Source organism: Variovorax sp. EBFNA2 (assembly GCF_033802765.1).
Lineage (GTDB): Bacteria > Pseudomonadota > Gammaproteobacteria > Burkholderiales > Burkholderiaceae_C > Variovorax > Variovorax paradoxus_H.
The window spans coordinates 23,850-48,794 of the sequence record NZ_CP138496.1 but is presented as its reverse complement, the minus strand read 5'-3'; the positions used below and the strand labels follow the sequence as shown (position 1 = coordinate 48,794).

The window sequence follows — 24,945 nt, the reverse complement described above, 5'->3', positions numbered from 1 at the left end:
AGGACCCACCGCATGACCGACCACGCCCCGTCCCCCACTGAACTGCGCGAGGAAATGCGCGGCGCCGTGATGTGGCTCACCATCGACCGCGAAGCGCGCCGCAACGCCATCAGCGCGGGCGTGCTCGCCGGCCTGTCCGACGCGCTGGCGCGCGCCAACCGCAACACCGACGTGCGCGCCGTCGTCATCACCGGCGCGGGCACGCGCGCCTTCTGCGCGGGCGCCGACCTGCAAAGCGGCAGCGCCTTCAAGTTCGACCACTCGCAGCCCTACCAGGGCTTCGCCAACCTGTTCCGCCAGGCGAAGCAATCGACCGTGCCGCTCATCGCGCGCGTCAACGGCGCGTGCATGGCCGGCGGCATGGGGCTCATGGGCATGTGCGACATGGCCGTGGCCAGCAGCCAGGCCGTGTTCGGCCTGCCCGAGGTGAAGGTCGGCCTCTTTCCTGCGCAGGTGCTCAGCGTGCTCGGCGACCTGCTGCCGCGCCGCGTGCTGTCCGAGATGTGCATCACCGGTGAACCCATCACCGCCGCACAGGCGCTCGAACACGGCCTCGTCAACCGCGTGAGCGATGACGTCGACGAGAGCGTCGACTGGCTGCTCGGTCGCATGCTCGACAAGTCGCCCGCCGCCATCCGCCGCGGCCTGTACACGATGAAGAAGATCGAGGCCATGGCGTTTGAAGAATCGATGGCCTTCACCGAGAGCCAGATCGCCCTCTTCGCCCTGACCGAAGACGCCGCGGAAGGCCAGCTCGCCTTCCGCGAAAAACGCAAACCGCAATGGAGTGGCCGATGAACAGCAACACAAAGAACAGCAAGGACCGCGTCGTCCGCATCGGCGGCGCCTCCGGCTTCTGGGGCGACAGCAGCGTGGGCGCGCCACAACTCGTGGCCAGCGGACAGATCGACTACCTGGTGTTCGACTACCTGGCTGAACTCACCATGTCGATCCTCGCGGGCGCACGGCTCAAGAAGCCCGAACTGGGCTACGCCACCGACTTCGTCTCGGTCGCCATGAAGGCCGTGCTCAAGGACGTGGTGGCACAAGGCATCCGTGTCGTGAGCAACGCGGGCGGCGTCAACCCGCAAGGCTGCGCCGACGCACTGGCCGCGCTCGCTGCCGAGCAAGGCATCGCGCTGAAGATCGCGGTGGTGAGCGGCGACGACGTGTCGCCGCTGCTGCCCGAGCTGCGCGCATCGCAACCGCCCGTGCGCGAACTGCAGAGCGGCGCGGCCCTGCCCGAGCGCGTGCTCACCGCCAACGCCTACCTCGGCGCGCGGCCCGTGCAGGCGGCGCTCGATGCGGGCGCGCAGGTGGTCATCACCGGCCGCTGTGTCGACTCGGCCGTCACGCTCGGCGTGCTGATGCACGAATTCAAATGGCAGCCCGGCGACCACGACCTGCTGGCGGCCGGCAGCCTCGCGGGCCACATCATCGAATGCGGCTGCCAGGCCACCGGCGGCCTGCACACCGACTGGGACACCGTGCCCGACTGGCCGCACATCGGCTATCCCATCGTCGAGTGCAGCGCCGACGGCAGCTTCGTCGTCACCAAGCCCGCGGGCACCGGCGGCAAGCTCACGCCCGCGGTGGTCGGCGAGCAGATGCTCTACGAGATCGGCGACCCCGCCACCTACCTGCTGCCCGACGTGGTGGCCGACTTCACGCAGGTGCGCATCGAACAGGCCGGCGAACACCGCGTGGCCGTGCACGGCGCGCGCGGGCGCGCACCGACCGCCACCTACAAGGTCTGCGCCACCTACGTCGAAGGCTTCAAGACCGCGGCGCAGCTCACCATCGTCGGCTTCGATGCGGTGGCCAAGGCGCGTCGCACCGGCGAGGCGATCCTCACGCGCACGAGCGAGCTGATCGCGGCCGCCGGCCTCGGGCCCTACAGCGGCACGCAGCTCGAAGTGCTGGGTGCCGAGTCCTGCTACGGACCGCATGCCCAGGCCACGCCAACGCGTGAAGCCATCCTGCGCCTCGCGGTGACGCACCCGCGCAAGGAAGCCCTGGAGCTGTTCGCACGCGAGGTCGCGCCGGCGGGCACCTCGTGGGCGCCGGGCACCACGGGCGCGGGCGGCGGGCGCGCATCGGTCTCGCCGTCCATCCGGCAGTACGCGTTCCTGCTCGACAAGGCGCGGGTGCAGCCGCACGTCACGGTCGATCGTGCGCCGGTCGAGGTGCCGCCGACGCAGGCGGGGCCGGGAGACGGCGCACCCCGTGCGGCGGTCGCTTCGGCAGACACCGTGGCCGACATCGACACCGCCGACAGCATCGAAGTGCCGCTGATCCGCCTCGCGTGGGCCCGCAGCGGCGACAAGGGCGACACCTCCAACATCGGCATCATCGCGCGCCACCCCGCGCTGTTGCCGCTGCTGCGCGCGCAGCTCACCGAGGCCCGCGTGGCCGCATGGCTCGCGCACCTGGTGCAGGGCCGCGTCACGCGCTACGACGTGCCCGGCATCGACGCCTTCAACTTCGTCTGCGAACAGGCGCTGGGCGGCGGCGGCATGGCCTCGCTGCGCAACGACCCGCTGGGCAAGGGCATGGGACAGATCCTGCTCGCGATGCCGGTGCGTGCGAGCACCGCCCTGCTGGCGCTGTTGCCATGAACGCCGCGCGCATCCGGCGACGCAGGCTGGTGCTGGGCAGCTGCGGCGCCGCAGTGCTCGGCGCGCCGCTGCATGCGCTGGCGCAGCCGGCCTGGCCGTCGCGGCCGATCCGCCTCATCGTCTCCTTCAGCACCGGCAGCGGCAACGACACCATCGCGCGTGAGCTCGCGGTTGCGATGACGCAGCAACTGGGCCAGAGCGTGGTGGTGGAAAACCGCGGCGGCGGTGGCGGCGTGATCGGCACCGACGCCGTCGCCAAGGCCGCGCCCGACGGCTACACCATCGGCCTGGGCACCAGCTCGCAGCTGGTGATGAACGTGGGCCTGTACCGCTCGCTGCCCTTCGACGTGGAGAAAGACCTGCAGGCCATCGGCCTGGTCTCACGCACACCGCTCGTGCTGGTGGCCAGCGCCGACATGCCGGGCACGCTGAAGGAACTCATCGCGCTTGCGAAAGCCAAGCCCGGCGTGGTCAGCTACGGCTCCGGCGGCCCGGGCTCCATCAGCCACGTCGTCGGCGAAGCCTTCGCCAAGGCCGCCGGCGTGCAGCTGCTGCACGTGCCCTACAAGGGCAACGGCGCTGCGCTGATCGACCTCTCGGGCGGCCATGTGAAGCTGCTGTTCGACGGCCTCATCTCGACCGCACCACTGGCGAAGCAGGGCAAGCTGAAGATGCTCGCGATCTCGGGCAACAAGCGCAGCCCGATGGCGCCCACGCTGCCGACCTTCGCCGAGCAGGGCCTGCGCGACTACGAGGCCTACACCTGGAACGAGCTGATGGCGCCCGCCGGCACGCCGCCCGAGGTGCTCGCCAGGCTCAATGCCGCGCTCAACCAGGCGTTGGCGTTGCCGGCCGTGCAGGCGCGGCTCGCGCAGGGCGCGTCCGATCCGCTGGGGCCGACCACGCCCGCGCAGGCCGAGGCCTATGGGCGGGCCGAGCGCGCGCGATGGGTACCATTCATCCGCTCGCTGCGCATCGACACTCCCTGAGGCGCAGTCCCGCCACGCAGCACAGCGCACCGCCCCCGACATGAACCTCCCCGCCGCGTCCCCTCTTCCTTCGCCCCTGGGTGGCGACCACGGCGCGGGCGTCACGCAGTACCTGCAACTGGCCAGCGTGCTGCGCCACCGCATCACCCATGGCGAACTGCAGCCCGGCCAGCAGTTGCCCACCGTGGCGCAGCTCGCGGCCGACTACAAGCTCGCGCGCGTCACCGTGCGGCAGGCCTACGGCGTGCTCGCGCGCGAAGGCCTGCTCACCAGCCAGCGCGGCCGCGGCACCTTCGTCGCGGCGCGGCCCGCCGCCTGCACGGACCCGCTGCTGCGCAACGCCATCAACGATCCGCGGGCGCGCAACATCCGTTTCGACATCCTCGAGCAGCGCCGCCAGCAGCCGCTGCCCGAAGGCCTGGCACGCGGCAGCGCCACCTTTGCGGACTACGCCTTCATCCGCAAGATCCACGTGCACGACGACGAGCCTTTCTGCCTCGTCGAGATCCATGTGGCGTCGGAGATCCACGCGCTCTTTCCGCCCGACAGCGAACAGCACCACAAGATCGCCCACCTGCTCGAACAGCATGCCGCCGAACGCATGCACAAGGTGCAGCAGACGCTCACCGTGGCGCCGGCCGACCTGCTGCTCGCGCAGTACCTGCACTGCTCCTTTGCCACCCCCATCGCGCACATGGAGCGCCGCGTGTTCGACACCCAGGGCCGCATCGCGCTCGCCGGGCGCTTCTGGTACCGGGGCGACCGCTTCGTGTCCGACATCGAGATGCCCTTCGCCACCTGGGCCAACGCCGGGGCGTCGCTGATCCCCGAGGCCCTGGCGCTGCCCTGAGAAAGTGTGAACGAACCCGCCATGCCCGCTCATCCCGCCCAGGCGCGCCCCCTCCGCGTTTCAAATGCTCGCCATAGCCCAAGCTATGGCTGCGCTTTGCGCCTTGAGGGAACGCGCCTGGGCGGGCTGCTCGGCCACGCCGGATTCATTCACACCTTCTGAGCTGACTTGCCGTCCCTAGCACCAATCGGGACAACCGTGCGACAGCAGGGTTGAGGCGGGCGGCTTAGCCTCGGGCCTGTTTCAACTCTGCCCCCTCCATCCGCGATGTCCACCCTTTTCGACCCCGTCCAGGCCGGCGACCTGCAGCTCGCCAACCGCATCGTGATGGCGCCGCTCACGCGCAACCGCTCGCCCAATGCGATCCCGCCCGACATCGCCGCCACCTACTACGCGCAGCGCGCCAGTGCCGGCCTGCTCATCACCGAAGCCACCGCCATCAGCCACCAGGGCCAGGGCTATTCCGACGTGCCCGGCCTCTACGGCACCGAACAGCTCGACGCCTGGAAGCGCGTGACCGACGCCGTGCACGCCCAGGGCGGCAAGATCGTCGTGCAGCTGTGGCACGTGGGCCGTGTCTCGCACACCGAACTGCAGCCCGATGGCGGCAAGCCCGTCGCGCCCTCGGCCATCACCGCCAAGACCAAGACCGTGCTCATCAAGGACGGCGTGCCCACCTTCGTCGAAACCTCGGAGCCGCGCGCGCTCGACGCCGCCGAGCTGCCCGGCATCGTCCACGCCTTTGCGGTGGCCGCACGCAACGCCGTCGAGACCGCGGGCTTCGACGGCGTGGAGCTGCACGGCGCCAACGGCTACCTGCTCGACCAGTTCCTGAAAGACGGCAGCAACAAGCGCACCGACGACTACGGCGGCTCCATCGAGAACCGCGCACGCCTGCTGCTCGAATCCACGCGCGCCGTGGTCGACGCCGTCGGCGGCGGCAAGACCGGCATCCGCCTGTCGCCCGTCACGCCCGCCAACGACGCGCACGACAGCGACCCGCAACCGCTGTTCACCTACGTCGTGAAACAGCTCGCACCGCTGAACCTGGCCTACATCCACATCATCGAAGGCGCCACCGGCGGCCCGCGCGAAATTGCCGACCGCCCCTTCGACTACGAAGCCCTCAAGGCCGCCTACCGCGCCGCTGGCGGCAAGGCCGCGTGGATGGTCAACAACGGCTACGACCGCCCCCTGGCCGAAGAAGCCCTGAAGGAAGGCGACGACCTCGTGGCCTTCGGCAAGCCCTTCATCTCGAATCCTGACCTGGTGCGCCGGCTGCGTGAGAACGCGCCGCTGAACGAGCTGGACAAGGCGACGATGTATGGTGGGGGCGTCAAGGGCTATACGGACTATCCGGCGCTGGGCTGAGTCCCCGACGGCCCCTGAGGGCCATGGCAAGATGCAGCGGACCTTTTCTTCATCAACGTCCGTCTGCAGGAGCGCAACGCCATGGCCCGCATCGAACAACGGCTCGCAGCACTCGGCCTCGTGCTGCCCCCGCCGGTCACGCCACCGCCCGGCGTCCTCCTCCCCTTCCAGTTCGTCCGCCTCATCGGCCGGCGCGCGATCGTCTCGGGCCATGGCCCGCTCACTGCCGACGGTCGCATCGCCACGCCGCTCGGCAAGCTCGGCGCGGAGCTGACGGTCGAGCAGGGCTACATCGCCGCGCGCCTCACCGCGCTCGCAATGCTCGGCAGCCTGCAGCGCGCGCTCGGTGATTTGGACCGCATCACCGCATGGACGCGCGTGTTCGGCATGGTCGCTTCGGCGCCTGGCTTTCAGCAGCAGCCGGCGGTGATCAACGGGTTTTCCGACCTGATCCTCGAACTCTTCGGCCCCGACATTGGCGCCCATGCGCGCAGCGCCGTGGGCATGGCCGAATTGCCTTTCGGCATCCCGGTGGAGATCGAGGGCGAAGTCGAGTTCGACGCATGAGCACCGACACAACGTCCTGGACCTTGCGCCGCGCGACCGCCGACGACGTGGCAGCCGTCACTGCCTGCGCCGTCGAGGCCTTCCGCACCTACATCCCGCGCCTGGGTCTCACGCCAAGGCCGATGACGCGCGACTACGCCGAGGCCATCGCGCACCTGCAGGTCTGGGTGGCCGAGCGGCCGGCGCAACAGATCGGCGCGGCACTGCTGCTCGATGTGACCGACGAAGGCTTCCTCATTGATGTGATCGCCGTTCACCCCGACCACCAGGGCAGCGGCGCGGGTCGCGCATTGCTCGAACTGGCCGAGCGCGAAGCGCTGCGCCAGGGCCACGGGTCGATCTACCTGTTCACGAACGAGAAGATGACCGAGAACCTCGCGCTCTACCAGCGCATCGGCTATGTCGAGTACCGGCGCGAATCGCTCGACGGCCGCACGCGCGTCTATCTGCGCAAGCCACTGACGGCCGCGTGAAACCTCAGGCGTCGTCTGCGAAGGTCACGCTCACGCGCAGACCCGCAGGCTCCGCCGCTTCGAGCCGCAACTCCGCCCCCAGCAGTTCGGCATAACGCGCCACGATCGACAGCCCCAGCCCCGCGCCCTGCCCCAGCTTCTGGCCTGCGGGACCTTGCGCCCAGCGCTGCATGAGGTCGCGCTGCGCTTCGAGGGGAATGCCGGGTCCGTCGTCGATCACGCTCAGCGTGCGGCCCGCGAGTTCGACCGTGATCGTGCGACCGCCATAACGCAGCGCGTTGTCGATGAGGTTGTCGAGGATGCCCTCCACCAGCGCTTCGTTCGCAAGCACCGTCACGCCGTCGTCGAGGCCGCGTGCGCCCAGGTCGACACCGCGTGCATCGGCACGCGCGAGGTGGCGCAGCACGGTCTGTTCGGCCAGCACATCGAGCGCCACTGGTGTGCGCTGCAGGTCGGTGCGCGCCTCGTCGGCCAGCGCGAGTGCGAGCAGCTGGTCGATGAGGTGGCTCGCGCGCGCCTGCCGTTCGGACACGCGCGTGAGCTGCTCGCGCCACACCGCGGTGTCGTGTTGCGCGAGCCCGTACTCGGCGAGTGCGCGAATGCCGGCGAGCGGCGTGCGCAGCTCGTGCGCGACGTTGCCCACGAACTCGCGTTGTGCGCGCACGCTGTAGCGCAACCGGTCGAACAGCGCATTCACCGCATCGCCCAGGCGCTGCAGTTCCTTCGAGGTCTGCGCCACGGCCACCGGCGAGAGGTCGCGCACGTCGCGCGTGTCGAGCGCACGCTGCAAGTCGCCGAGCGGTCGCAGATCGCGTCGGATGCCATGCCAGAGCCACACGGCCAGCAGCACGAGGAGCAGCACCTGCGGCGCCATGGCATAGAACAACAACCGCTGCACGAGCGCGGCGCGGCTCAGCGTGGTCTGCGCCACGATGACGCGGTAGGGCATGTGCAGGCCGGGCTCCGTGTCGTGATCGAGCACGACCGCACGCAGCACGTTCCCGTCGTAGTCGATGTCGGAAAAACGGTAGCGCGAACCTTCGTCGGGCAGCGGCGCCTTCAGGTCGACCCTGCCCGAGATGGGCGTGCCGTCGAGCCGCTGCACCGAGAAGTAGACCTTGTCGGTCTGATCGAACAGCACGGTCGCCACTTCGCGCGGCGTCAGCAGCAGCTCGATGCCGCGCTCGCCGGCCTGCACGTTGGCCGACAGCGCATAGGCGTCGTCGAGCATGCCGCGGTCGAAGGCCTGTTCGGAGAAGTAGTTGGCGATGACCAATGCGATCACCGCGCCCGCCATCCAGGTCAGCGCCAGCGGCACCAGCACGTTGCGCAGCACGCGCCGCGTGAGCGACGGCGCGGTGCGAGCGGCCGTCGGCGTTGACTCGCTCACCGGTGGCCTCACACCTCGGCTTCGAGCAGGTAGCCGATGCCGCGCAAGGTGCGGATGCCCGCGCCCGAACCGAGCAGCTTCTTGCGCAGGCGCGAGATGAAGGCCTCGAGCGCGTTGTCGCCGAGCGATTCGTCAAAGCCCGAGAGCTTGTCCGACAGCGCCCGCTTGCTCACCGTGCGGCCCGGTGGGCTCATGAGCTCCCACAGCACCTCGAACTCACGCGCGGGCAAATCGAGCGGCGCGTTCGCGACCGCGAAGCGCCGCGCCTTGCGGTCGAGCTTGAGCTGGCCGAGCACCACGATGTCTTCGGTGCCCTTGGCACGCCGCACCAGCGCACGCAGCCGCGCTTCCACCTCGGCGAGATCGAAGGGTTTTCCCAGGTAGTCGTCGGCGCCCGCATCGAGCCCGGCGATGCGCTCTTCGGTGCGACCGCGCGCCGTGAGCACCAGCACCGGCGTGCGATCGCCGCGTGCTCGCGCCTGTCGCAACGCAGTGAGGCCGCTCGCGAGGCCGCTGGTGGGGCTGGCGGTGGCAGGCAGGTTGAGGTCGAGCAGCACGGCATCGAAGGGCTGCACGCGCCACAGGTGGTCGGCGTCCTCGACGTTGGTCGACACATCGACCCGGTGGCCCGCGTCGGCGAGGCTGCGCAGCATCACGTCGCGCAGCACGGTGTCATCTTCCACAAGCAGGATTCGCATGGTGAGTGAATGAGTGGGTGTGTGATTCTGTGGATCTGCCCTGGTGAAAGACGCGTCAGCGGCCGGTCAGTCGCTCACCGCGATAAACGCGGCATGAGCATACGACACGCCTTCCGATGAGTGCACGCGATCCCTCCGATCCCTTGAGCCTGGTGTCCCCCGCCGTGCAGCGCACCGCGGTGGTTCTGCTCCATGGTTTATGCAGCACACCTGACGAGCTGCTGACCGTGCAATCGACCTTGCAGCGCCACGGGTATGCGGTGCAGCCGCTGTGCATCGTGGGCTACTCGTTCGACGTGGCCGCGCCACTGCAGCAGGCCGTGCCTTTCGAACGCTGGCTCGACACGCTCGAAGCGCACGTGAAGGCGCTGCGGCGCACGCACGACCGCGTGATGCTGGTCGGCATCTCCGCCGGCGCGTCGCTGGCCTTGGGCGGCGCGATCCGTTGCGGGCGCGAGGTCGATGCGCTCGTGCTCATGTCGACCACGCTGCGCTTCGACGGCTGGGCCGTGCCACGCACGCGCTGCCTGCTGCCGCTGGCTTTCTACACGCCGCTGGGCCGCTTCTGGCAGTACCGTGAGCGCCCGCCCTACGGCGTGAAGAACGAGCGCGTGCGCACCTGGATCGAACGCGAACTGCGCCATCGCCAGGTCTCGCGCGCCGGCAGCGCGGTGATCGGCGTGGGCCACCTGCGCGAGCACGACCGGCTCATCCGCCATGTGAGGCGACGCCTGAACGACGTGCAGTGCGAACAGGTGCTGGCGCTGCATGCGCGCGAAGACGAGGTGGCCAGCCTGTCGAACCTCGACCTGCTCGTGCGCGGGTTGCGCTGCGCCTCGCTGCGCACCGTGGTGTTGAACAACAGCTACCACATGATCTCCATCGACAACGACCGCCAGCAGGTGGTGCGCGAGACCCTCGCCTTCGCCGAAACCGTGGCCCACGGCCCGGTGCCCGAACCCGTGGTCCGCACCCGCGGACTTTCCGTTCTCCACGCCTGAAAGAAAGGAACCCCCTCATGTCTTCCTCTCCCACCTTCAACAGCATCGCCACGATCCTCGAGACCGACTTCCGCGTGGACCGCGCGAACATCTCGCCGGCCACCGCGCTGTCGGACCTCGGCCTCGATTCGCTGGCGCTCATGGAGTTCGTCTTCGCAGTCGAAGACGCGTTCCACCTGCGCATTCCGGAAGACCGGCTCGACCCGCGCGAAGCAGGCATCACGCTGCAGCGGCTGTGCGAGGTGATCGATGCCGAAGGTGAAGCAGCTGCCGCACGCAGCGAGCCGATGGCAGCCACGGCATGAGCAGCGGCGCCGCCCACGCCGTGCTCGCGGCCGCCTCGACCGCGCGCACCGCCGCCGCACCCGTGCACGTGAGCGGCCTCGGCTTCATCACGCCGCTCGGACGCAGCATCGAGGCCTTCGACGACGCACTGTTCGCCGGCCGTTCCGCGGTGCGCGCACAGACGCTCGAGATTCCGGGCATGGACCTGATGGCGATTGCTGCCGCCACCTGCGACTTCGACGCCAGCGGCGTGCGCAGCGCCTCGCGCCTGCCACTCGACCGTGGCACCGCGATGGCATTGGCCGCTGCGCAAGATGCTGCAACCGATGCCGGGCTCGATCTCGACACCATCGACCGCGACCGCCTCGGCATCTTCTGGGGCAGCGGCCTGGCCGGCGCCAGCACCTTCGACGCCACCACGCGCGCGCTCTACGGCGAACAGCGCCGCATGCGCCCCACCACCGTACTCACCGTGATGCCGAACGCGGCCGTTGCCGAACTGGCGCTGCACTTCGGCGCGCGTGGTGCGGCGCTGGCCTATGCATGCGCCTGCGCTTCATCAGCGGTCGCCATCGGCGAAGCCATGCGCGCCATCCGCGGCGGCTGGATCGACATCGCCATCGTCGGTGGCCACGATGCGATGCTCACGCCCGGGGTGATGGCCAGCTGGCATGCGATGCGTGTGATGGCACCACCGCCGGCCAATGCGCCCGCGTCCGCGTGCCGTCCGTTCTCGGCCGACCGCGCGGGCTTCGCCATCGGCGAGGGCGCGGCTGCGCTGGTGCTCGAGTCGGAGGCGCATGCGCGAGCGCGTGGTACCGGCGCGCAGCCCTTCGTGCTCAGCGGCTACGCGAGCAACTGCGACGGCACGCACATCACGAATCCCGACCCGGCCGGCCAGGTGCGTGCGATGCGTGCGGCGCTGCGCGACGCCGGGCTCACGCCGTCGGACATCGGCCACATCAACGCCCACGGCACGGCCACTGCAGCTGGTGATGCGGCTGAAGCTGCATCGATCGGTGAACTCTTCGGCGACACCGCACCGATCAGCGCGACCAAGGCGATCCATGGCCATGTGCTCGGCGGTGGTGGCGCCATCGAACTCGTGGCCGCATTGCGTGCATTGGCGCGCGAGGCCTTGCCGCCCATCGCCCACCTGCACACGCCGGATGCTGCATTCGGCAATGTCGATTTCGTGCGCGGCGCCGCGCGCGAGGCGCGGGGGTTGCGCCATGTGCTGTCGAATTCCTTCGCCTTCGGCGGCACGAATGCGGTGATCGTGGCGAGCCGGCGCTGACCTCCAGGGGACAGAAAAACCGGTGCCATCGTCGGCACCGCCTTGCTATGCTGCGCCGCATCGTTCCCACAGAAGAAGCGCGACATGCCCCTGCACCGCCTCGCCACCCCCTCCGATTTCGACGCCGTCTTCGATCTCTACATGCACGAGCGGGTCGTGCCCTACCTCGGCTATGACCCGATGCCGCGCGACGACTTTCGCCCGATCTTCCAGGGCCTGCTCGACAGCGGTGCCTTCTTCCTCTTCGACGTCGATGGCCAGGTCGCCGGTTTCTACCGCGTCACACGCTACCCGGGCCGTGCGCAGCATGTGGCGAGCCTGGGCACGCTCGCGGTCGATCCCACATTGCATGGCCGCGGCATCGCGCAGACCATGGTGACCGACGTGCTCGCGCGGCTGAAGGCCGAAGGCGTTCGCCGCGTCGAGCTGATGGCCGAGAGCGACAACGCCACGGCCCTGCGTTTCTATGCCCGGCTGGGCTTCGTGCACGAAGGCACGCTGCGCCAGTTCTACCGCCGGGCCGGTGAAGCGGACTTCATCGACGAGCACCTGATGGCGCTGCTGTTCGACTGATCCGCTGTCGGATCAATGTTGCTGCTGCTGGTGCTTCGGCTTCCAGCGCCGCAGCAGCAGCGCATTGGCCATCACGCTCACGCTCGACAGCGCCATCGCCGCGCCGGCCACCACCGGGCTCAACAAACCGAAGGCCGCAAGCGGAATGCCGGCCACGTTGTAGGCAAAAGCCCAGAACAGGTTCTGCCGGATCTTCGCCACCGTGCGGCCCGAGAGTTCGAGCGCTTCGGCCACGAGCGCGAGGTCGCCGCGCATCAGCGTGATGCCGGCCGCTTCCATCGCCACGTCGGTGCCGCCGCCCGAAGGCGCCATCGCGATGCCCACATCGGCCGCGGCCAGTGCGGGTGCGTCGTTGGCACCGTCGCCGACCATCGCGACCACGTGGCCGTTCTTGCGCAATGCGCTCACTTGCTCGGCCTTGTCGGCGGGCAGCACATCGGCGCGCACGTCTTCGGCCGGAATGCCGAGCCGCGCCGCCATCGCCTGCGCTGCGCGCAGGTTGTCACCCGAGATCATCACCACGCGCAGGCCGCGCGCACGCAAGGTGCGGATCGCTTCGGCCGCCTGCGGCTTCGGCTCGTCGGCGAAGGCCAGCAGTGCCTGCACATGCGCGGAACCGGCGTCGTCGAAGCGCAGCAGTGCGGACACCGTGGCGCCCTGCGACTGCAGGCGCTCGATGTCGGCTTCGGCCGGCATCGCATCGAGTTCGCGGCACCAGCGCAGGCTCGCGATGGCCCAGGTCGCGCCGTTCACTTCGCCGCGCACGCCGCGGCCCGGCATCGCCTGCATCGCGCCGAGCGGCGGTGCCTGCACGCCGCGTTCGGCGGCAGCGGTGAGCACAGCGCGTGCGAGCGGATGCTCGCTGCCGCCTTGCAGGCTGGCGGCCGTGGCGAGCAGGTCGTTTTCGTTGGCCAGCGCACCGGCCGCGGGCAGCAGCGCCGTGAGCACGGGGCGGCCCACTGTCAGCGTGCCGGTCTTGTCGAAGGCCACGGTGTCGACGCGGTGCGCGATTTCCAAAGCGCGCGCGTCCTTGATGAGGATGCCGTGCTTCGCGGCCACGCCCGTGCCCGCCATCACCGCCACCGGCGTCGCAAGACCCAGCGCACACGGACAGGCGATGACCAGCACCGCCACCGCATGGATCAGCGCAGTCTCGACGCCGGCACCCGCGAACATCCAGCCCGCAAACGTGACCAGCGCGATCAGCAACACGACCGGCACGAACACGGCCGCCACTTGGTCGACCATGCGCTGGATCGGCGCCTTGGCAGCCTGTGCGTCTTCGACCAGCCGGATGATGCGCGCCAGCACGCTTTCGGCGCCGACCGCGCGCACTTCGATGACCATGCGACCGTCGCCGTTCACCGCGCCGCCGGTCAAGGCATCGCCGGGGTTCTTGGCCACGGGCAGCGGTTCGCCCGTGAGCATCGATTCGTCGACCTCCGATTGCCCTTCGAGCACGCGCGCATCGGCCGGCACGCGTTCGCCGGGACGCACGGCGAGGCGGTCGCCGACCATCACGTCGGCCAGCGGCACGTCGCTTTCCTTGCCGCGTGCATTGATCAGGTGGGCCACTTCGGGCCGCAACTGCTGCAGCGCGCGGATCGCCGACGTGGCCTGGCGCTTGGCGCGCGCCTCGAGCCACTTGCCCAGCAGCACCAGCGTGATCACCACCGCCGAGGCTTCGAAGTACAGGTGCGGCACCATGCCGTGCCCCGCATGCTCGCCGGTGGCGGCGCGCCACCACAGCCACAGCGACAGGCCGAAAGCCGCGCTGGTGCCCAGCGCCACGAGCAGGTCCATGTTGCCGGTGCGGGCCTTGGCCGCATGCCAGCCCGCGCGATAAAAACGCGCGCCGAGCCAGAACTGCACCGGCGTTGCCAGCAGCAACTGCACCCAGGGCGGCAGCATCCAGCTTTGCCCGATCAGGTCGCCGAGCATCGGCGCCATCAGCGGGATCGACAGTGCCAGGCCGACGGCCACGGGCATGAAGCCGTGCCAGGGCGACATCGCCGCGGCCTCGTCTTGCGCAGTGCTTTCGGCACGCGGCTCGTAGCCGGCGGCGCGCACGGCACGGCGCAGCAGCAGCGCCATGTCCTCGCCGCCGGTGGCCACGATGCGGGCCGACTCGGTCGCGAGGTTGACGCTCACGTCCTGCACGCCGGGCACGTTCTTGAGCGCGCGCTCCACGCGCATCACGCACGAGGCACAGGTCATGCCGCCGACCGAGAGGTCCAGCGTGGCGGCGGCGGCCGATGAGGGTGGGGGCTGAATGTGTTCCATGGTGCCGAGGCTAAAGCCTGACACCATGGCAAGGTCAAGCGGCGATTTTTCAAAGCCCTTGGCTGGACGTTGACATCGTGAGAGGGTTGAAACTGGCGTTGTCCCCGATTCGGGTGTTCAATCTCTTCACCCTTCATTCAATCATCCATTCCCCCCAAGGAGCAACGACGATGAGCCAGAAATTCCAGGTCTCCGGCATGAGCTGCAACCACTGCGTGGAGGCAGTGCAAGACGCGGTACAGACGGTCGATCCGCATGCGCAGGTCACGGTCGATCTCGAAACCGGCCATGTGGACGTGCTGAGCCAGCAGCCGCGCCAGGACCTCGTGGCCGCGATCGAGAACGCCGGCTACACCGTTCAATGACGACAGCGACCACGGCCCACGGCCGCCAGGTGGCCATCGGCGAGGCCGCGCGGCTGTCGGGCGTGTCGGCGCGCATGGTGCGCCACTACGAAGGCCTGGGGCTGCTGCCGGCGGTGGCGCGCACCGAGAGCGGCTACCGCCAGTACAACGACGCCGACATCCACACGCTGCGCTTCATCAAGCGCTCACGCGATCTGGGTTTTTCGATGGAAGAGATCGCCGAACTGGTCGGCCTGTGGCACAACCGCCGCCGCGCCAGTTCGAGCGTGAAGCGCATCGCCGAAAAGCACCTCGGTGAACTGGAGCAGCGCATCGCCGACATGCAGTCGATGCGCAGCACGCTCGCGCACCTCGTGCATTGCTGCCATGGCGATGCGCGGCCCGACTGCCCGATCCTGGACGACCTGAGCCAAGTTTAGGTACTCCCCCAGGCTTCGCGCACTTCGTGTCGCTGCGCCAACCCCCTCGCCGGGGGCGATACCGGTGGCCCGGCAAAGCCGGTTCCACGGTATCCCTGGAAAAAGTCAGGCGTTCTTCACGAGCGACAGGACCTGGCTCGTGTCCAGCGTGCGCGCCCGTTCCTGGATCGCCGGCAGGTACTGCGTCTGCAGGCCCTGCCCTTCCTTCACCACATTCGAGAACGCGTCCTTCAGCATCTGCGTGGACAGCGTGCGGCCGCCCGCGTAGTAGCGCTTGGCCACATGGCCCAGCGCATAGGTCGACGCGAAGCTCATGCCCGAGCTCACGGCCTGCTTGCCGAGACCGCCCAGGAGGCCGCCGCCGACCTTGCCCAGCAAGCCGCCGAGCAGCTTGCGCCCGGCCTGCTCCAGGTACTGCGAGGTCAGGCCCACGCCCACCGTGGCCAGGAAATCCTTGATGTGGCCGGTGTCCAGCTGGTAGCCGTGCGCCTGCCCGATGCGGTAGACCAGCTTCATCTGCAGCGGAATGATCGCCATGGTCGACAGCGTCTCGGGCAGCAGCTCGAGCGCGCCGTTGAGGATGGCGGCGTTGAGGATCGCGCGGTCCAGCTCGGTGCTGTCGGGCGCCTGCGGCGCCGCGGGGGCCGCCGCTGCAACCGCAGTCGCGCCCGTGGCCGCCACAGCCGCCGGCACCGCGGCGGCAATGTCTTCCGCCCGCTGCGAGAACTGCGCCACCGAGGCGTCCAAGCCGAGCGAGCTGCGCACGTCCATCAGAAAGAGCCGCTCCGGCTCCGACTGCACGCCGTCGGCGTCGCACATGCACACCGCCATCTCGTACGCCAGCTGCCGCGACTCGGCGCTTTTCAGCTCGCCGGCCACCGAGGCCAGCGACACCCGCTTCATGAGCACGTCCTGGTAGATCGTCGGCAGGTTCACGCCGTCGGCCTGCGACAGGCCCTCGGCGATGCGCTTGATCTCGGCGCGCTCGCGTTCGTGCTTTTCGCCGTCGACGAAGGCCGCCAGCAGGCTCAGGGTGACGATCGCTTTTGTTTCAGAAGGTGTCATGTTCGAGTTTTTTCGTCATGTGAAGGAACGGATTGGGTCCGCGCCGCGCCCGAAGGTTCCGCTTCGCGTTCTCCCCACAAAACTGGGACAACTCTGTGGGTAACCCCGGCACTGCTCTGTAGGGGCGCTGCAAGTCATTGATTTACAAAGGAAATCTACAACATGCCCAAATAACAGGCACTTGATTTCTTTGTCGGAAAACCGCCTTTCGCAGAATTGTGGAAGGCTGTCAAAGGACAACTCTGGGGAGAGTTCTGGCACAAGCCATCGGTTATCCACAGGGCCGGCGGGTTACCCCATGTTGTCCAAGTTGCGGGTACACCACGGAAGCGCGGGTGCGCACAGTGACGCAGGCATGACAAGTCGTTGTCACGTCAAGGAAAAAGCGACCTTTCCACAGAAGGGTGCGACCCTTATCTACTACTACTAATTTGAATAAGAAGAATAAGAAGACAGGAAGGGGAAAAGCCGCGCCCGAAAAAAAAACCGCGAAAGGCCGCGCCGGTCCCCGGCGCCTCGGGCGAAAAACCGGGCACGGGTCGTCCTTGGCCCTCGCTAACATCGCCGGATGAGCTTCAAACCCCGGATCCTGATTGCCGAAGACGAATCGGGCATCGCCGACACGCTCCAGTACGTTCTGAGCAGCGACGGCTTCCAGCCGGTCTGGTGCGCCACGGCCGAAGAAGCCATCGCGCAGTTCGCGCAGGAACGCCCTGCGCTCGCGATCCTGGACATCGGATTGCCCGACCTGAACGGCTTCGAGCTCTTCAAACGCCTCCAGGCGCTGAATCAGTCGATGGGTGGCCCGGAGGTACCGATGGTGTTTTTGACGGCCCGCAGCGACGAAATAGACCGCGTGGTGGGCCTCGAACTGGGTGCCGACGACTACATCGCCAAGCCGTTCTCTCCCCGGGAGCTGGTCGCCCGGGTCCGAACCATCCTGCGGCGCAGCGCCAGAAACGGCGTAGGAAGCCCGCCAGTCGCCGCAGCGCCGATTCATGGGGTACCCCATCAAAACGCGCCGGCGCCGCTTCCAGCGGCGCCACAGACCCCTGCAACGCCCTTTTCGCTCGACAGCGAGCGCATGCAAATCCGTTACTACGGACGGCTGCTGGAACTCTCGCGCTACGAATACGGGCTGCTGAAACTCATGGTCCAGCGCCCGGGGCGCGTGTTCACGCGCGACGAACTGCTCCAGCTCGTCTGGGACGACGCCAGCGACAGCTTCGACCGCACGGTCGACGCGCACATCAAGACGCTGCGCGCCAAGCTCAAGACCATCGCGCCCGAGGTCGAGCCGATCCGCACCTTGCGCGGCACCGGCTACGCGCTGCACGAAGAATTGCCTGCCAGCAGGGCATGACCCGGCGCACGCGGATCTTCATCGGCATCCTGCTGATCTACACGGCAGGCATCGCTTTCCTGCTGTACCGCGTCGTCTCCGACATCGACCCGCGCTACCGCGAGTCGGCCGAAGAATCACTGGTCGAAACTTCGCAGCTCATGGCCAGCCTGGTCGAGCAGGACGTGATCGCGGGCGCCATCAACACGGCGCGGCTGGAGCCGCTGTTTCGCAGCGTCTACACGCGCGAGTTTTCGGCCCAGATCTACAACCTGCACAAGAGCCGGGTCGAGCTGCGCGTGTACGTCACCGACCGCACCGGCCGCGTGATGTTCGATTCGCTCGGCCGCCACCTGGGCAACGACTACTCGCAGTGGAGCGACGTGAAGCGCACGCTCGGCGGCCTGTACGGCGCGCGCACCTCGCGCGACGTCGACGGCGACCCGCGCACCTCCGTGATGTACGTCGGTGCGCCGATCCGCTGGAACGACGAGATCGTCGGCGTCGTCAGCGTCGGCAAGCCGGTGCAGAGCTTCGGCCAGTTCGTCGAAGACGCCCGCGTGCGCACCATCTGGGTCGGCGTGGGTTCGGCACTGGCGCTGCTGCTGCTCACCGTGATCGTTTCGGTGTGGCTGGTGCGGCCCTTCGGCCTGATCCGCGACTACTGGACCTGGGTGCGCGCGCAGCGCAGCCTGAGCCTGTCGCGCATGGCGCGGCGCGCGGTCGATGCGGTGCGCACCGGCTTCGGCGAAATGCGCGATGCGCTCACCGGGCGCAACTACGTCGCCGACTACGTGCAGACCTTCACGCACGAAGTGAAGAGCCCGCTCTCGGCCATTCGCGGCGCGGCCGAGCTGCTGCAGGAACCGCAGATGCCGCACGACCAGCGCGAACGTTTTCTGAAAAACATCGAACGCGAAACGCAGCGCATCCAGGAAATCGTCGACCGCATGATGGAGCTCACCGCGCTCGAAACGCGGCGCACCCTCGACCGCACCGAACCGGTGGCACTGGGCCCGTTGATCGAAGACATTGCGGGCAGCGCACAGCCCGCCGCGTCGCGGCGCGGCATCCGGTTGATCGTGAACATTCGGGAGCCCGCACGCGTTGAAGGCGATCCGTTTCTGCTGCGGCGCGCGATCAGCAATCTGCTCGACAACGCACTCGACTTTTCACCGCCCGACAGCGAGGTGCTGCTGACGCTGGAGACCACGTCGCGGCTGGCGCGCATCAACGTGCGCGACCACGGCCCGGGCATCCCCGACTACGCGCAGGACAAGGTCTTCGAGAAGTTCTATTCGCTCGCCCGGCCGCACAGCCAGAAGAAAAGCACGGGGCTGGGGCTCGCGTTCGTGAAGGAAATTGCGACGCTGCACCGGGGCCGCATCGACCTGGGCAACGCGACGCGCGGCGGCGCCGTGGCGACGCTCACGCTGCCGCTGCTGTCAACGCATCACTGACCGACCAGGGCGCGATACGCGTTGCGCGTCTCGGGGCTCACGGCTTCGAGCAATTGCTCGTACGAGGTCTGATGCCGCGTCAGCATGCGCGCCGAGGCCACGGCCTTCGACTTGCAGAACCAGTGGCAGGTGTGCTGCATCAGGAACAGCTCGGCCGACATCGTGAAGGCCTTCGATTTCGGTGAACGGCCCGCCGTATTTTTCGCCACGCCCGCGATGCCGCGCGCGTGAGTCCGCAGCGCTTCGCGCAGGTCGAAACTCGCGGACGGGAACAGCGTGGTGGCGAACGGCAAGGCCACCGGCAGGCGGCTCACGCGCGTGTCGGCTTCGGGTTCGCGCGCCAGGTCGGCGGCGAAGGTCTCGAACTGGGCGGCGAGCTTTTCCTCGGTGCTGTCGAGCAGGTGCCAGATCTGCTGGCGGCGCTCGGCGTCGTCTTCGCCGAGGCAGCGCAGGTAGCCCTGGGTCAGGCTCTCCATCAGCTTTTCGATCTGGTAGCGGCCCAGATGGCGGCCGAGCAGCGCGATGCGCTGGCGCTGTTCCTTGGACTTCAGGATGTAGAAGCCAGCGGCAATGAGTGCCACCAGGGTGAGGATTTCCATGGATGCGAGAAAAGGGGAGAGAAGAGAAAAGGCAAAAAAAAATCGCGGGGGCCGCGGCACCGAGTGTAGGCACCGCGCGTCCCCCGCGTTCTGGGATGGATCTCGCCGCCGGCTAGCGGAAGAAGTCCAGGATGCGGTTGCGTTCCTCGGGCGGCGGCGGTGCACCGATCGGCGCGCCCGTCAGCACCTCCACCGGCTGTATCGGCTGCTCGGCGCTTTCCAGGCCCAGGCTCGCCACGTTGTGGCCCGGCGTGAAGTCGTCGAAGTACCACTCGCCGTCGATGCTCACCACGCCGGCCGGCTCGGCCGGCAACATCACGGGCACGCCGCGCAGCGCCGACTGCATGTAGCCGGTCCAGATCGGCAGGCTCAGGCTGCCGCCGGTTTCGCCGCGCACGCCGAGCTGGCGCGGCGTGTCGTAGCCGACCCAGGCGATGCCCACGCGCGTCGGCTGGAAGCCCGCGAACCAGGTGTCGAAGGAGTCGTTGGTGGTGCCGGTCTTGCCGAAGAGGTCGTCGCGCTTGAGCGCCTGGTAGGCCTTGAAGCCGGAGCCGCCCTTCACCACGCTCTGCAGCAGCGATTCCATGACGAAGGCGTTGCGCGCGGGAATGGCGCGGCGGCTTTCGTCGAGCGCCGGGGGCTCGGTTTCCATCAGCACCTTGTCCTTGAGGTCGGTGACGCGGGTCACGAGGTAGGGGTTGACGCGGTAGCCGCCGTTGGCGAACACCGAGTAGCCCACGGCCATCTGCATCGGCGTGACCGAGCCGGCGCCCAGGCCCATCGGCAGGTTGGCCGGGTGCTTGTCCTTGTCGAAGCCGAACTTCGTGACCCAGTCTTGCGCGTAGGGCGCGCCGATCGACTGCAGCACGCGCAGCGTGACCAGGTTCTTCGACTTCATGAGCGCATTGCGCAGTGGCATCGGGCCTTCGAAGCTGCCGTCGAAGTTCTTCGGGTCCCAGGGCTGGCCGCCGTTGACGCCGGCGTCGAACACCAGCGGCGCGTCGTTCACCACGGTGGCGGGCGTGAAGCCTTTTTCGAGCGCGGCCGAATAGATGAAAGGCTTGAAGCTGGAGCCCGGCTGGCGCCAGGCCTGCGACACGTGGTTGAACTTGTTCTTGCCGAAGTCGAAGCCGCCGACCAGCGCGGTGATGGCACCGCTGCGCGGGTCCATCGCGATGAAGGCGCCTTCCACTTCGGGCAGCTGCGTGATTTCCCACGTGTTCTTCGGCGTCTTGGCGACGCGGATCACGGCGCCGCGGCGGATCTTGATGTTCGGCGGCGCCTTCGCGGCCAGGCCGGACTGCGCGGGCTTCAGGCCTTCGCCGGAAATTTCGAAGGCTTCGCCGTTGGCGCGCACCACGGTCACTTCCTTGGCGCTGGCTTCCAGCACCACGGCCGAGATCACGTCGCCGTTGTCGGGGTGCTCGGCCAGCGCTTCATCGACGGCCTCGTCGATTTCCTTCTGGCCGCTGGCCGGCAGGTCGACGAACTTCTCGGGGCCGCGGTACACCTGACGGCGCTCGTAGTCCATGATGCCCTTGCGCAGCGACTTGTACGCCGCCGCCTGGTCGGCCGCGACCAGTGAGGTGTAGACCTTCATGCCGCTGGTGTAGATGCTGTCGCCGTACTGCGCGTACATCATCTGGCGCACAGTTTCGGCCACGTACTCGGCATGCAGCCGGTTCGGATCGGCGGCATCGCGCAGGTGCAACTCTTCCTTCTTGGCTTCGGCCGCCTGCTCGGCGGTGATGAAGCCGGTTTCGTGCATGCGATCGATCACGTAGAGCTGGCGCGCCCGCGCACGGCGCGGGTTGGCCACGGGGTTGTTGGCGCCCGGCGCCTTCGGCAGGCCGGCGAGCATGGCGGCCTCAGCGATCGTCACCTGCTGCAGCGGCTTGCCGAAGTAGGCCTCGGAGGCCGCGGCAAAACCGTAGGCGCGGTTGCCCAGGTAGATCTGGTTCAGGTAGATCTCGAGGATCTGGTCTTTGCTCAGCTGCTGCTCGAGCCGGAAGGCCAGCACGATCTCCGACGCCTTGCGGCTCAGCGTGCGCTCCGAGCTCAGGTAGACGTTGCGCGCCACCTGCATCGTGATGGTCGAGGCGCCCTGCTTGCGCCCGCCCTTGAAGCTGGCCACGGCCGCGCGCGCGAAGCCCTTGTAGTCCACGCCGCCGTGGTCGTAGAAGCGCGCGTCTTCCACGGCCAGCACGGCGTCTTTCATGACCTTCGGAATGTTCGCGAAGGGCGTGAGGTTGCGGCGCTCCTCGCCGAACTCGCCGATCAGCGTGCCTTCGGTGGTGTACACGCGCAGCGGCAGCTTGGGCCGGTAGTCGGCCAGCTCGGAAATGTCGGGCAGCTTCGGGTAGATGGCGACCACCCCCACGATGGCGGCGCCCAGCAGCACGACGGCGCCGGCACCGGCGACGACGGCGCTCCAGCCGGCGATGCGTTTCCAGGGGAGCTGGCGCAGCGCACCGGCGGGTTGGGACGAACGAGGTTCTTGGGACATGGGGATGGGGCCAGGGGGCTAGCGAAGAGGTTGGAGCCGTGGCGCGCGCGGGCGTTCCGTCACCCGGGGATCGAGCGCGCCGCGCCGCACGCCTTCCAGCGCGCAGTGCATGGCATCGAAATACTTGTCGTGGTCGTAGGCGATGAGCAGCAGGTCCACCCCGGCGTCGAGTGCGCCCAGGGTGGCGTTGCAAAGACCTCGGTTGTAGGCCCCGCCCATCGTGAGGTCGTCGGTGACGAGCAGGCCCTGAAAGCCCCATTCGCCTCGAATCACCTGCCGCACGATTTTGCGTGAGAAAGAGACCGGCGCGTCTGCGTCGAGTTCCCGAAGGATGACATGGGCCAGCATGATGGCGGCATCCGAATGTTTCGACACTTCTTGAAACGGCTTCCAGTCGTGCGCGGCGAGACGGGCCACGGGCGTGCGCAGTTCGGCGCCCACGTGGTGCGTGTCCTCGGTCACGCCGGCGAGGCCGGGAAAGTGCTTGAGCGTGCCGCGCACGCCAGCCGACTCAAGGCCTTGCTCGTAAGCGAGCGCCACCTGCGCGGTGACTTCGGGGTCGCTCGAAATGGCGCGTTCCTCGATGCGGGTGTGCAGATCCCAGCGGCCCGGGGCGCGGCCGGGACGCAGGTCGACCACCGGGCTGAAGTTCAGCGTGATGCCCAGCGCGGCGAGCGCCCCGCCCTGCTGCGCGCCGTAGGCGCGGGCACGTTGCAACAGTTCGTGCGCGGGCACGTCGGCGTCGAGCAGGCGGGCGAGCGCCGGCTGGTGCGGCACCAGCGGCGACAGGCGCGAAACCCCGCCGCCCTCCTGGTCGGTCGCCACCACCAGCGGTGGCAGGCCGGCCGCCTGTCGCAGCGCCTGAAGACCGGCGATTTCCGCGCGCAAGGTGTCGGCGCTGCGGCCCTTCACGTTGCGGCCGGTGACGAAGATGCCGCCGATCAGGCCCCGGTGGGCCAGCTCGCGCAGGTCGTTCGCGTCGTCATAGCCGACGATGAAGCGCGCGCCAAGGGCCTGCGCCACCGGGCCCGCGGCCGCGTTCACTTCCATCCGGTGCTGGCGCGAGGCCAGCTCGTGGCCCAGCGCCGTCAGCGTCGCGCCGACCGTCAGGGCCAGCGCCACGACACGGCGTGCGCCGCGCGCGCTGCGCCAGGCGATCGCGCCGCTGGCGCACAGCGCGGCGAGCAGCAGAGGGAGCTCTTCCTCGCGCAGGAAGCGCAGGTGCGGGTCCTTCAGGTGCCAGGCCCAGGCGCACAGCACGGCCAGCACCAGCCAGCCGAGCACGCCGGGGATGGCGCGCAGCAGTTTCATGCGTCCACCGGTGCCGCCGGACCGGCCTCGTTGCGGCGCGACAGCGCATACCAGTCGACCTTGCGCGTCACGAGCATCAGCGTGGCCAGCATGCCGAAGATCAGCAGCGCGCCCAGCAGCAGCGCATTGCTTTCCGAGGCCAGCAGGCCGTAGAGCGCGCCGTACAAGAGCGCCACGAAGGCCGCGAACGACAGGCCGCGTTGCCAGCCGCCGAGCACCGCGCTGAAGTACACGGCCAGCAGCGCCACGCTGGCACCGGCCGCGCCCGCGTAGGCGAAGTGGAAGGCGAATTTTTCCGACAGCGCGAGCAGCAGCAAAAAGAACAGCGCAATCGACAGGCCCACCAGCCCGTACTGCACCGGATGCAGGCGCAGCTTGCGGAACAGCTCGAACATGAAGGCCGCCATCAGCACCAGGCCGATGAAGAGGGCACCGTACTTGCCGGCGCGCGTGCTCATCGAATACACGTTGACGGGCTGTGCGAGCGACACGTCGAAGGTCTGCAGTGGGCCCGAGGCATGGCGCGGCGTGGACGCCGTGCGCACGACGGCCGCCGCGGCGTTCTGCGCGGCATCGCCTTCACCGCCCGCCAGGCCGGCGCGCACCTGTTCGCGCGCCGTGGTCACGAGCGAAGACACGCGCCAGTGCGCGTCGAAGCCCTGCGGCGTCACCTGGCGCTGCGTGGCAAGAAAGCGTCCGCCGAAGCTGGGGTGCGCCCACGGCGATTTCAGGTGCGCGGTGGTTTCCTCGGCGATCGGCACCATCGAGAGCGTGTCCTGGCCCACCAGCGAGAGCTTCATGTCGAAGGTGAGCGGCTTGCCCGTCTGCCATGCGGCGAGCGCGGCGCCCGTGAGCGGCGCGTGGATGCCGTCGGCGTACGTGGCGTGGTCGGGCAGGCCGGGCACGCGCTGGCGAAAGCGCAGCGCTTCGCCTTCGATGGTGAGCGCGGGCGAGCCGTCGAGGCCGCGCAGGTCGCTCACGTGGAAGCCGACGAGCGGCGGGCGGAACTCGATCGACGAATCGCTTTCGCTGTGCGGCACGGACCGCGGGTCGAAGCCCGCGAAGCCGCCGTCGAGCGCGGCAGTGAGCGTGTAGAACGGAATGCGGAAGATGCCGCGATAGCGCTCCTGCGTGGCCATGCTGCCTTCGATGTTCAGCTTGTCGGGGAACACGGCGTGCGTCATCTCCTTGCTCTGCGGGGCCTGGCCGATCACCTTGCCCTGCGCGTCGCGCAGCGGCTCCATCCAGCGCTCCACATACGGCACCAGCAGCACCGGTCCGACCATGGTTTGCGGCCCGGCGTAAGACTCGGCAAGTTCGTGCGCGGCCTCCCGCTGGCTCTCGCCGCGGGCGCGGTTCAGGTCGTCGATCCGCGCCAGCGGAATGCACAGCACCAGCAGCAGGAAGAACAGGCCGGCCACCTTGACCAGCACCGAGGCCTGCAGGGCCTTCAACAGTTGAAGCATGGGTTTCTCCCCTCTTT

23 protein-coding genes are annotated in these 24,945 nt (G+C 68.6%); 15 read left to right on the top strand and 8 right to left on the bottom strand.

What is annotated here, in order from left to right; all coding sequences use genetic code 11:
- Positions 1–12: 12 nt before the first annotated feature.
- The 7 genes from RZE79_RS00225 (at position 13) to RZE79_RS00195 (ending at position 6,868) form a co-directional block, all read left to right on the top strand.
- Positions 13–798, top strand: a complete 786-nt coding sequence (locus tag RZE79_RS00225; protein WP_319358375.1) for an enoyl-CoA hydratase/isomerase family protein — start codon at positions 13–15, stop codon at positions 796–798.
- The gene (locus RZE79_RS00220) at positions 795–2,618 is read left to right on the top strand and encodes an acyclic terpene utilization AtuA family protein (RefSeq protein WP_319358373.1); all 1,824 of its coding nucleotides are present in this window, start codon (positions 795–797) and stop codon (positions 2,616–2,618) included. Before RZE79_RS00225 ends, RZE79_RS00220 begins: the two co-directional genes overlap by 4 nt.
- The gene (locus tag RZE79_RS00215) at positions 2,615–3,607 is read left to right on the top strand and encodes a tripartite tricarboxylate transporter substrate binding protein (protein WP_319358371.1); all 993 of its coding nucleotides are present in this window, start codon (positions 2,615–2,617) and stop codon (positions 3,605–3,607) included. Before RZE79_RS00220 ends, RZE79_RS00215 begins: the two co-directional genes overlap by 4 nt.
- 40 nt (positions 3,608–3,647) lie before the next feature.
- Positions 3,648–4,457: a GntR family transcriptional regulator gene (locus tag RZE79_RS00210; protein WP_319358369.1), complete on the top strand. Its 810-nt coding sequence runs from the start codon at positions 3,648–3,650 to the stop codon at positions 4,455–4,457.
- A 267-nt stretch (positions 4,458–4,724) separates the two neighbouring features.
- A complete protein-coding gene (locus RZE79_RS00205) occupies positions 4,725–5,828 on the top strand; it encodes an alkene reductase (protein WP_319358367.1) in 1,104 nt (367 codons plus the stop codon).
- A gap of 81 nt (positions 5,829–5,909) precedes the next feature.
- Complete coding sequence (locus RZE79_RS00200) at positions 5,910–6,395, top strand: RidA family protein (RefSeq protein ID WP_319358365.1); 486 nt, start codon at positions 5,910–5,912, stop codon at positions 6,393–6,395.
- Positions 6,392–6,868 (top strand): GNAT family N-acetyltransferase, encoded by a 477-nt coding sequence (locus tag RZE79_RS00195; RefSeq protein WP_319358363.1) that lies wholly within the window; start codon positions 6,392–6,394, stop codon positions 6,866–6,868. The genes RZE79_RS00200 and RZE79_RS00195 overlap by 4 nt, the downstream gene beginning before the upstream one ends.
- A gap of 4 nt (positions 6,869–6,872) precedes the next feature.
- Here the strand turns inward: RZE79_RS00195 and RZE79_RS00190 are convergent, their stop codons facing one another.
- Positions 6,873–8,258 (bottom strand): sensor histidine kinase, encoded by a 1,386-nt coding sequence (locus RZE79_RS00190; protein WP_319358361.1) that lies wholly within the window; start codon positions 8,256–8,258, stop codon positions 6,873–6,875.
- 8 nt (positions 8,259–8,266) lie between these two features.
- Positions 8,267–8,956, bottom strand: coding sequence for a response regulator transcription factor (locus RZE79_RS00185; RefSeq protein WP_056574813.1), 690 nt, complete (start codon positions 8,954–8,956; stop codon positions 8,267–8,269).
- A 116-nt stretch (positions 8,957–9,072) separates the two neighbouring features.
- Between RZE79_RS00185 and RZE79_RS00180 the strand changes: the two genes are divergently transcribed.
- The 4 genes from RZE79_RS00180 to RZE79_RS00165 all read left to right on the top strand — a co-directional run bounded on the left by RZE79_RS00180 (position 9,073) and on the right by RZE79_RS00165 (position 12,112).
- Entirely contained in the window at positions 9,073–9,957 is an 885-nt protein-coding gene (locus tag RZE79_RS00180) for an alpha/beta fold hydrolase (protein ID WP_319358356.1), read from the top strand.
- A gap of 17 nt (positions 9,958–9,974) precedes the next feature.
- Complete coding sequence (locus RZE79_RS00175; RefSeq protein WP_319358354.1) at positions 9,975–10,262, top strand: phosphopantetheine-binding protein; 288 nt, start codon at positions 9,975–9,977, stop codon at positions 10,260–10,262.
- The gene (locus RZE79_RS00170; protein ID WP_319358352.1) at positions 10,259–11,539 is read left to right on the top strand and encodes a beta-ketoacyl-[acyl-carrier-protein] synthase family protein; all 1,281 of its coding nucleotides are present in this window, start codon (positions 10,259–10,261) and stop codon (positions 11,537–11,539) included. The genes RZE79_RS00175 and RZE79_RS00170 overlap by 4 nt, the downstream gene beginning before the upstream one ends.
- An 84-nt stretch (positions 11,540–11,623) precedes the next feature.
- Positions 11,624–12,112 carry a GNAT family protein gene (locus RZE79_RS00165; RefSeq protein WP_319358350.1) on the top strand — a complete coding sequence of 163 codons (489 nt, stop codon included), beginning with the start codon at positions 11,624–11,626 and terminating at the stop codon, positions 12,110–12,112.
- Positions 12,113–12,124: 12 nt separating this feature from the next.
- Here the strand turns inward: RZE79_RS00165 and RZE79_RS00160 are convergent, their stop codons facing one another.
- On the bottom strand, positions 12,125–14,395 hold the full coding sequence (locus tag RZE79_RS00160; RefSeq protein WP_319358348.1) for a heavy metal translocating P-type ATPase: 2,271 nt from the start codon (positions 14,393–14,395) through the stop codon (positions 12,125–12,127).
- 170 nt (positions 14,396–14,565) lie between these two features.
- Between RZE79_RS00160 and RZE79_RS00155 the strand changes: the two genes are divergently transcribed.
- Positions 14,566–14,760 carry a heavy-metal-associated domain-containing protein gene (locus tag RZE79_RS00155; RefSeq protein WP_153281364.1) on the top strand — a complete coding sequence of 65 codons (195 nt, stop codon included), beginning with the start codon at positions 14,566–14,568 and terminating at the stop codon, positions 14,758–14,760.
- On the top strand, positions 14,757–15,179 hold the full coding sequence (gene cueR / locus RZE79_RS00150; protein WP_319358345.1) for a Cu(I)-responsive transcriptional regulator: 423 nt from the start codon (positions 14,757–14,759) through the stop codon (positions 15,177–15,179). The genes RZE79_RS00155 and cueR overlap by 4 nt, the downstream gene beginning before the upstream one ends.
- 105 nt (positions 15,180–15,284) lie before the next feature.
- On the opposite strand, the gene RZE79_RS00145 is transcribed toward cueR, so the two are convergent.
- Positions 15,285–16,244 (bottom strand): TerB family tellurite resistance protein, encoded by a 960-nt coding sequence (locus RZE79_RS00145; RefSeq protein WP_319358343.1) that lies wholly within the window; start codon positions 16,242–16,244, stop codon positions 15,285–15,287.
- A 568-nt stretch (positions 16,245–16,812) separates the two neighbouring features.
- Between RZE79_RS00145 and creB the strand changes: the two genes are divergently transcribed.
- Positions 16,813–17,607: a two-component system response regulator CreB gene (gene creB, locus RZE79_RS00140; RefSeq protein ID WP_319358341.1), complete on the top strand. Its 795-nt coding sequence runs from the start codon at positions 16,813–16,815 to the stop codon at positions 17,605–17,607.
- Positions 17,604–19,046, top strand: a complete 1,443-nt coding sequence (gene creC / locus RZE79_RS00135) for a two-component system sensor histidine kinase CreC (RefSeq protein ID WP_153281367.1) — start codon at positions 17,604–17,606, stop codon at positions 19,044–19,046. Before creB ends, creC begins: the two co-directional genes overlap by 4 nt.
- Here the strand turns inward: creC and RZE79_RS00130 are convergent.
- The 4 genes from RZE79_RS00130 to creD form a co-directional block, all read right to left on the bottom strand.
- Complete coding sequence (locus RZE79_RS00130; protein ID WP_319358338.1) at positions 19,040–19,645, bottom strand: hypothetical protein; 606 nt, start codon at positions 19,643–19,645, stop codon at positions 19,040–19,042. The genes creC and RZE79_RS00130 overlap by 7 nt on opposite strands.
- A 112-nt stretch (positions 19,646–19,757) precedes the next feature.
- Entirely contained in the window at positions 19,758–22,151 is a 2,394-nt protein-coding gene (locus RZE79_RS00125) for a penicillin-binding protein 1A (protein WP_319358336.1), read from the bottom strand.
- 18 nt (positions 22,152–22,169) lie between these two features.
- Positions 22,170–23,462 carry a glycoside hydrolase family 3 N-terminal domain-containing protein gene (locus RZE79_RS00120; RefSeq protein WP_319358334.1) on the bottom strand — a complete coding sequence of 431 codons (1,293 nt, stop codon included), beginning with the start codon at positions 23,460–23,462 and terminating at the stop codon, positions 22,170–22,172.
- Positions 23,459–24,928, bottom strand: a complete 1,470-nt coding sequence (gene creD / locus RZE79_RS00115) for a cell envelope integrity protein CreD (protein WP_319358332.1) — start codon at positions 24,926–24,928, stop codon at positions 23,459–23,461. Before creD ends, RZE79_RS00120 begins: the two co-directional genes overlap by 4 nt.
- Positions 24,929–24,945 lie beyond the last annotated feature (17 nt).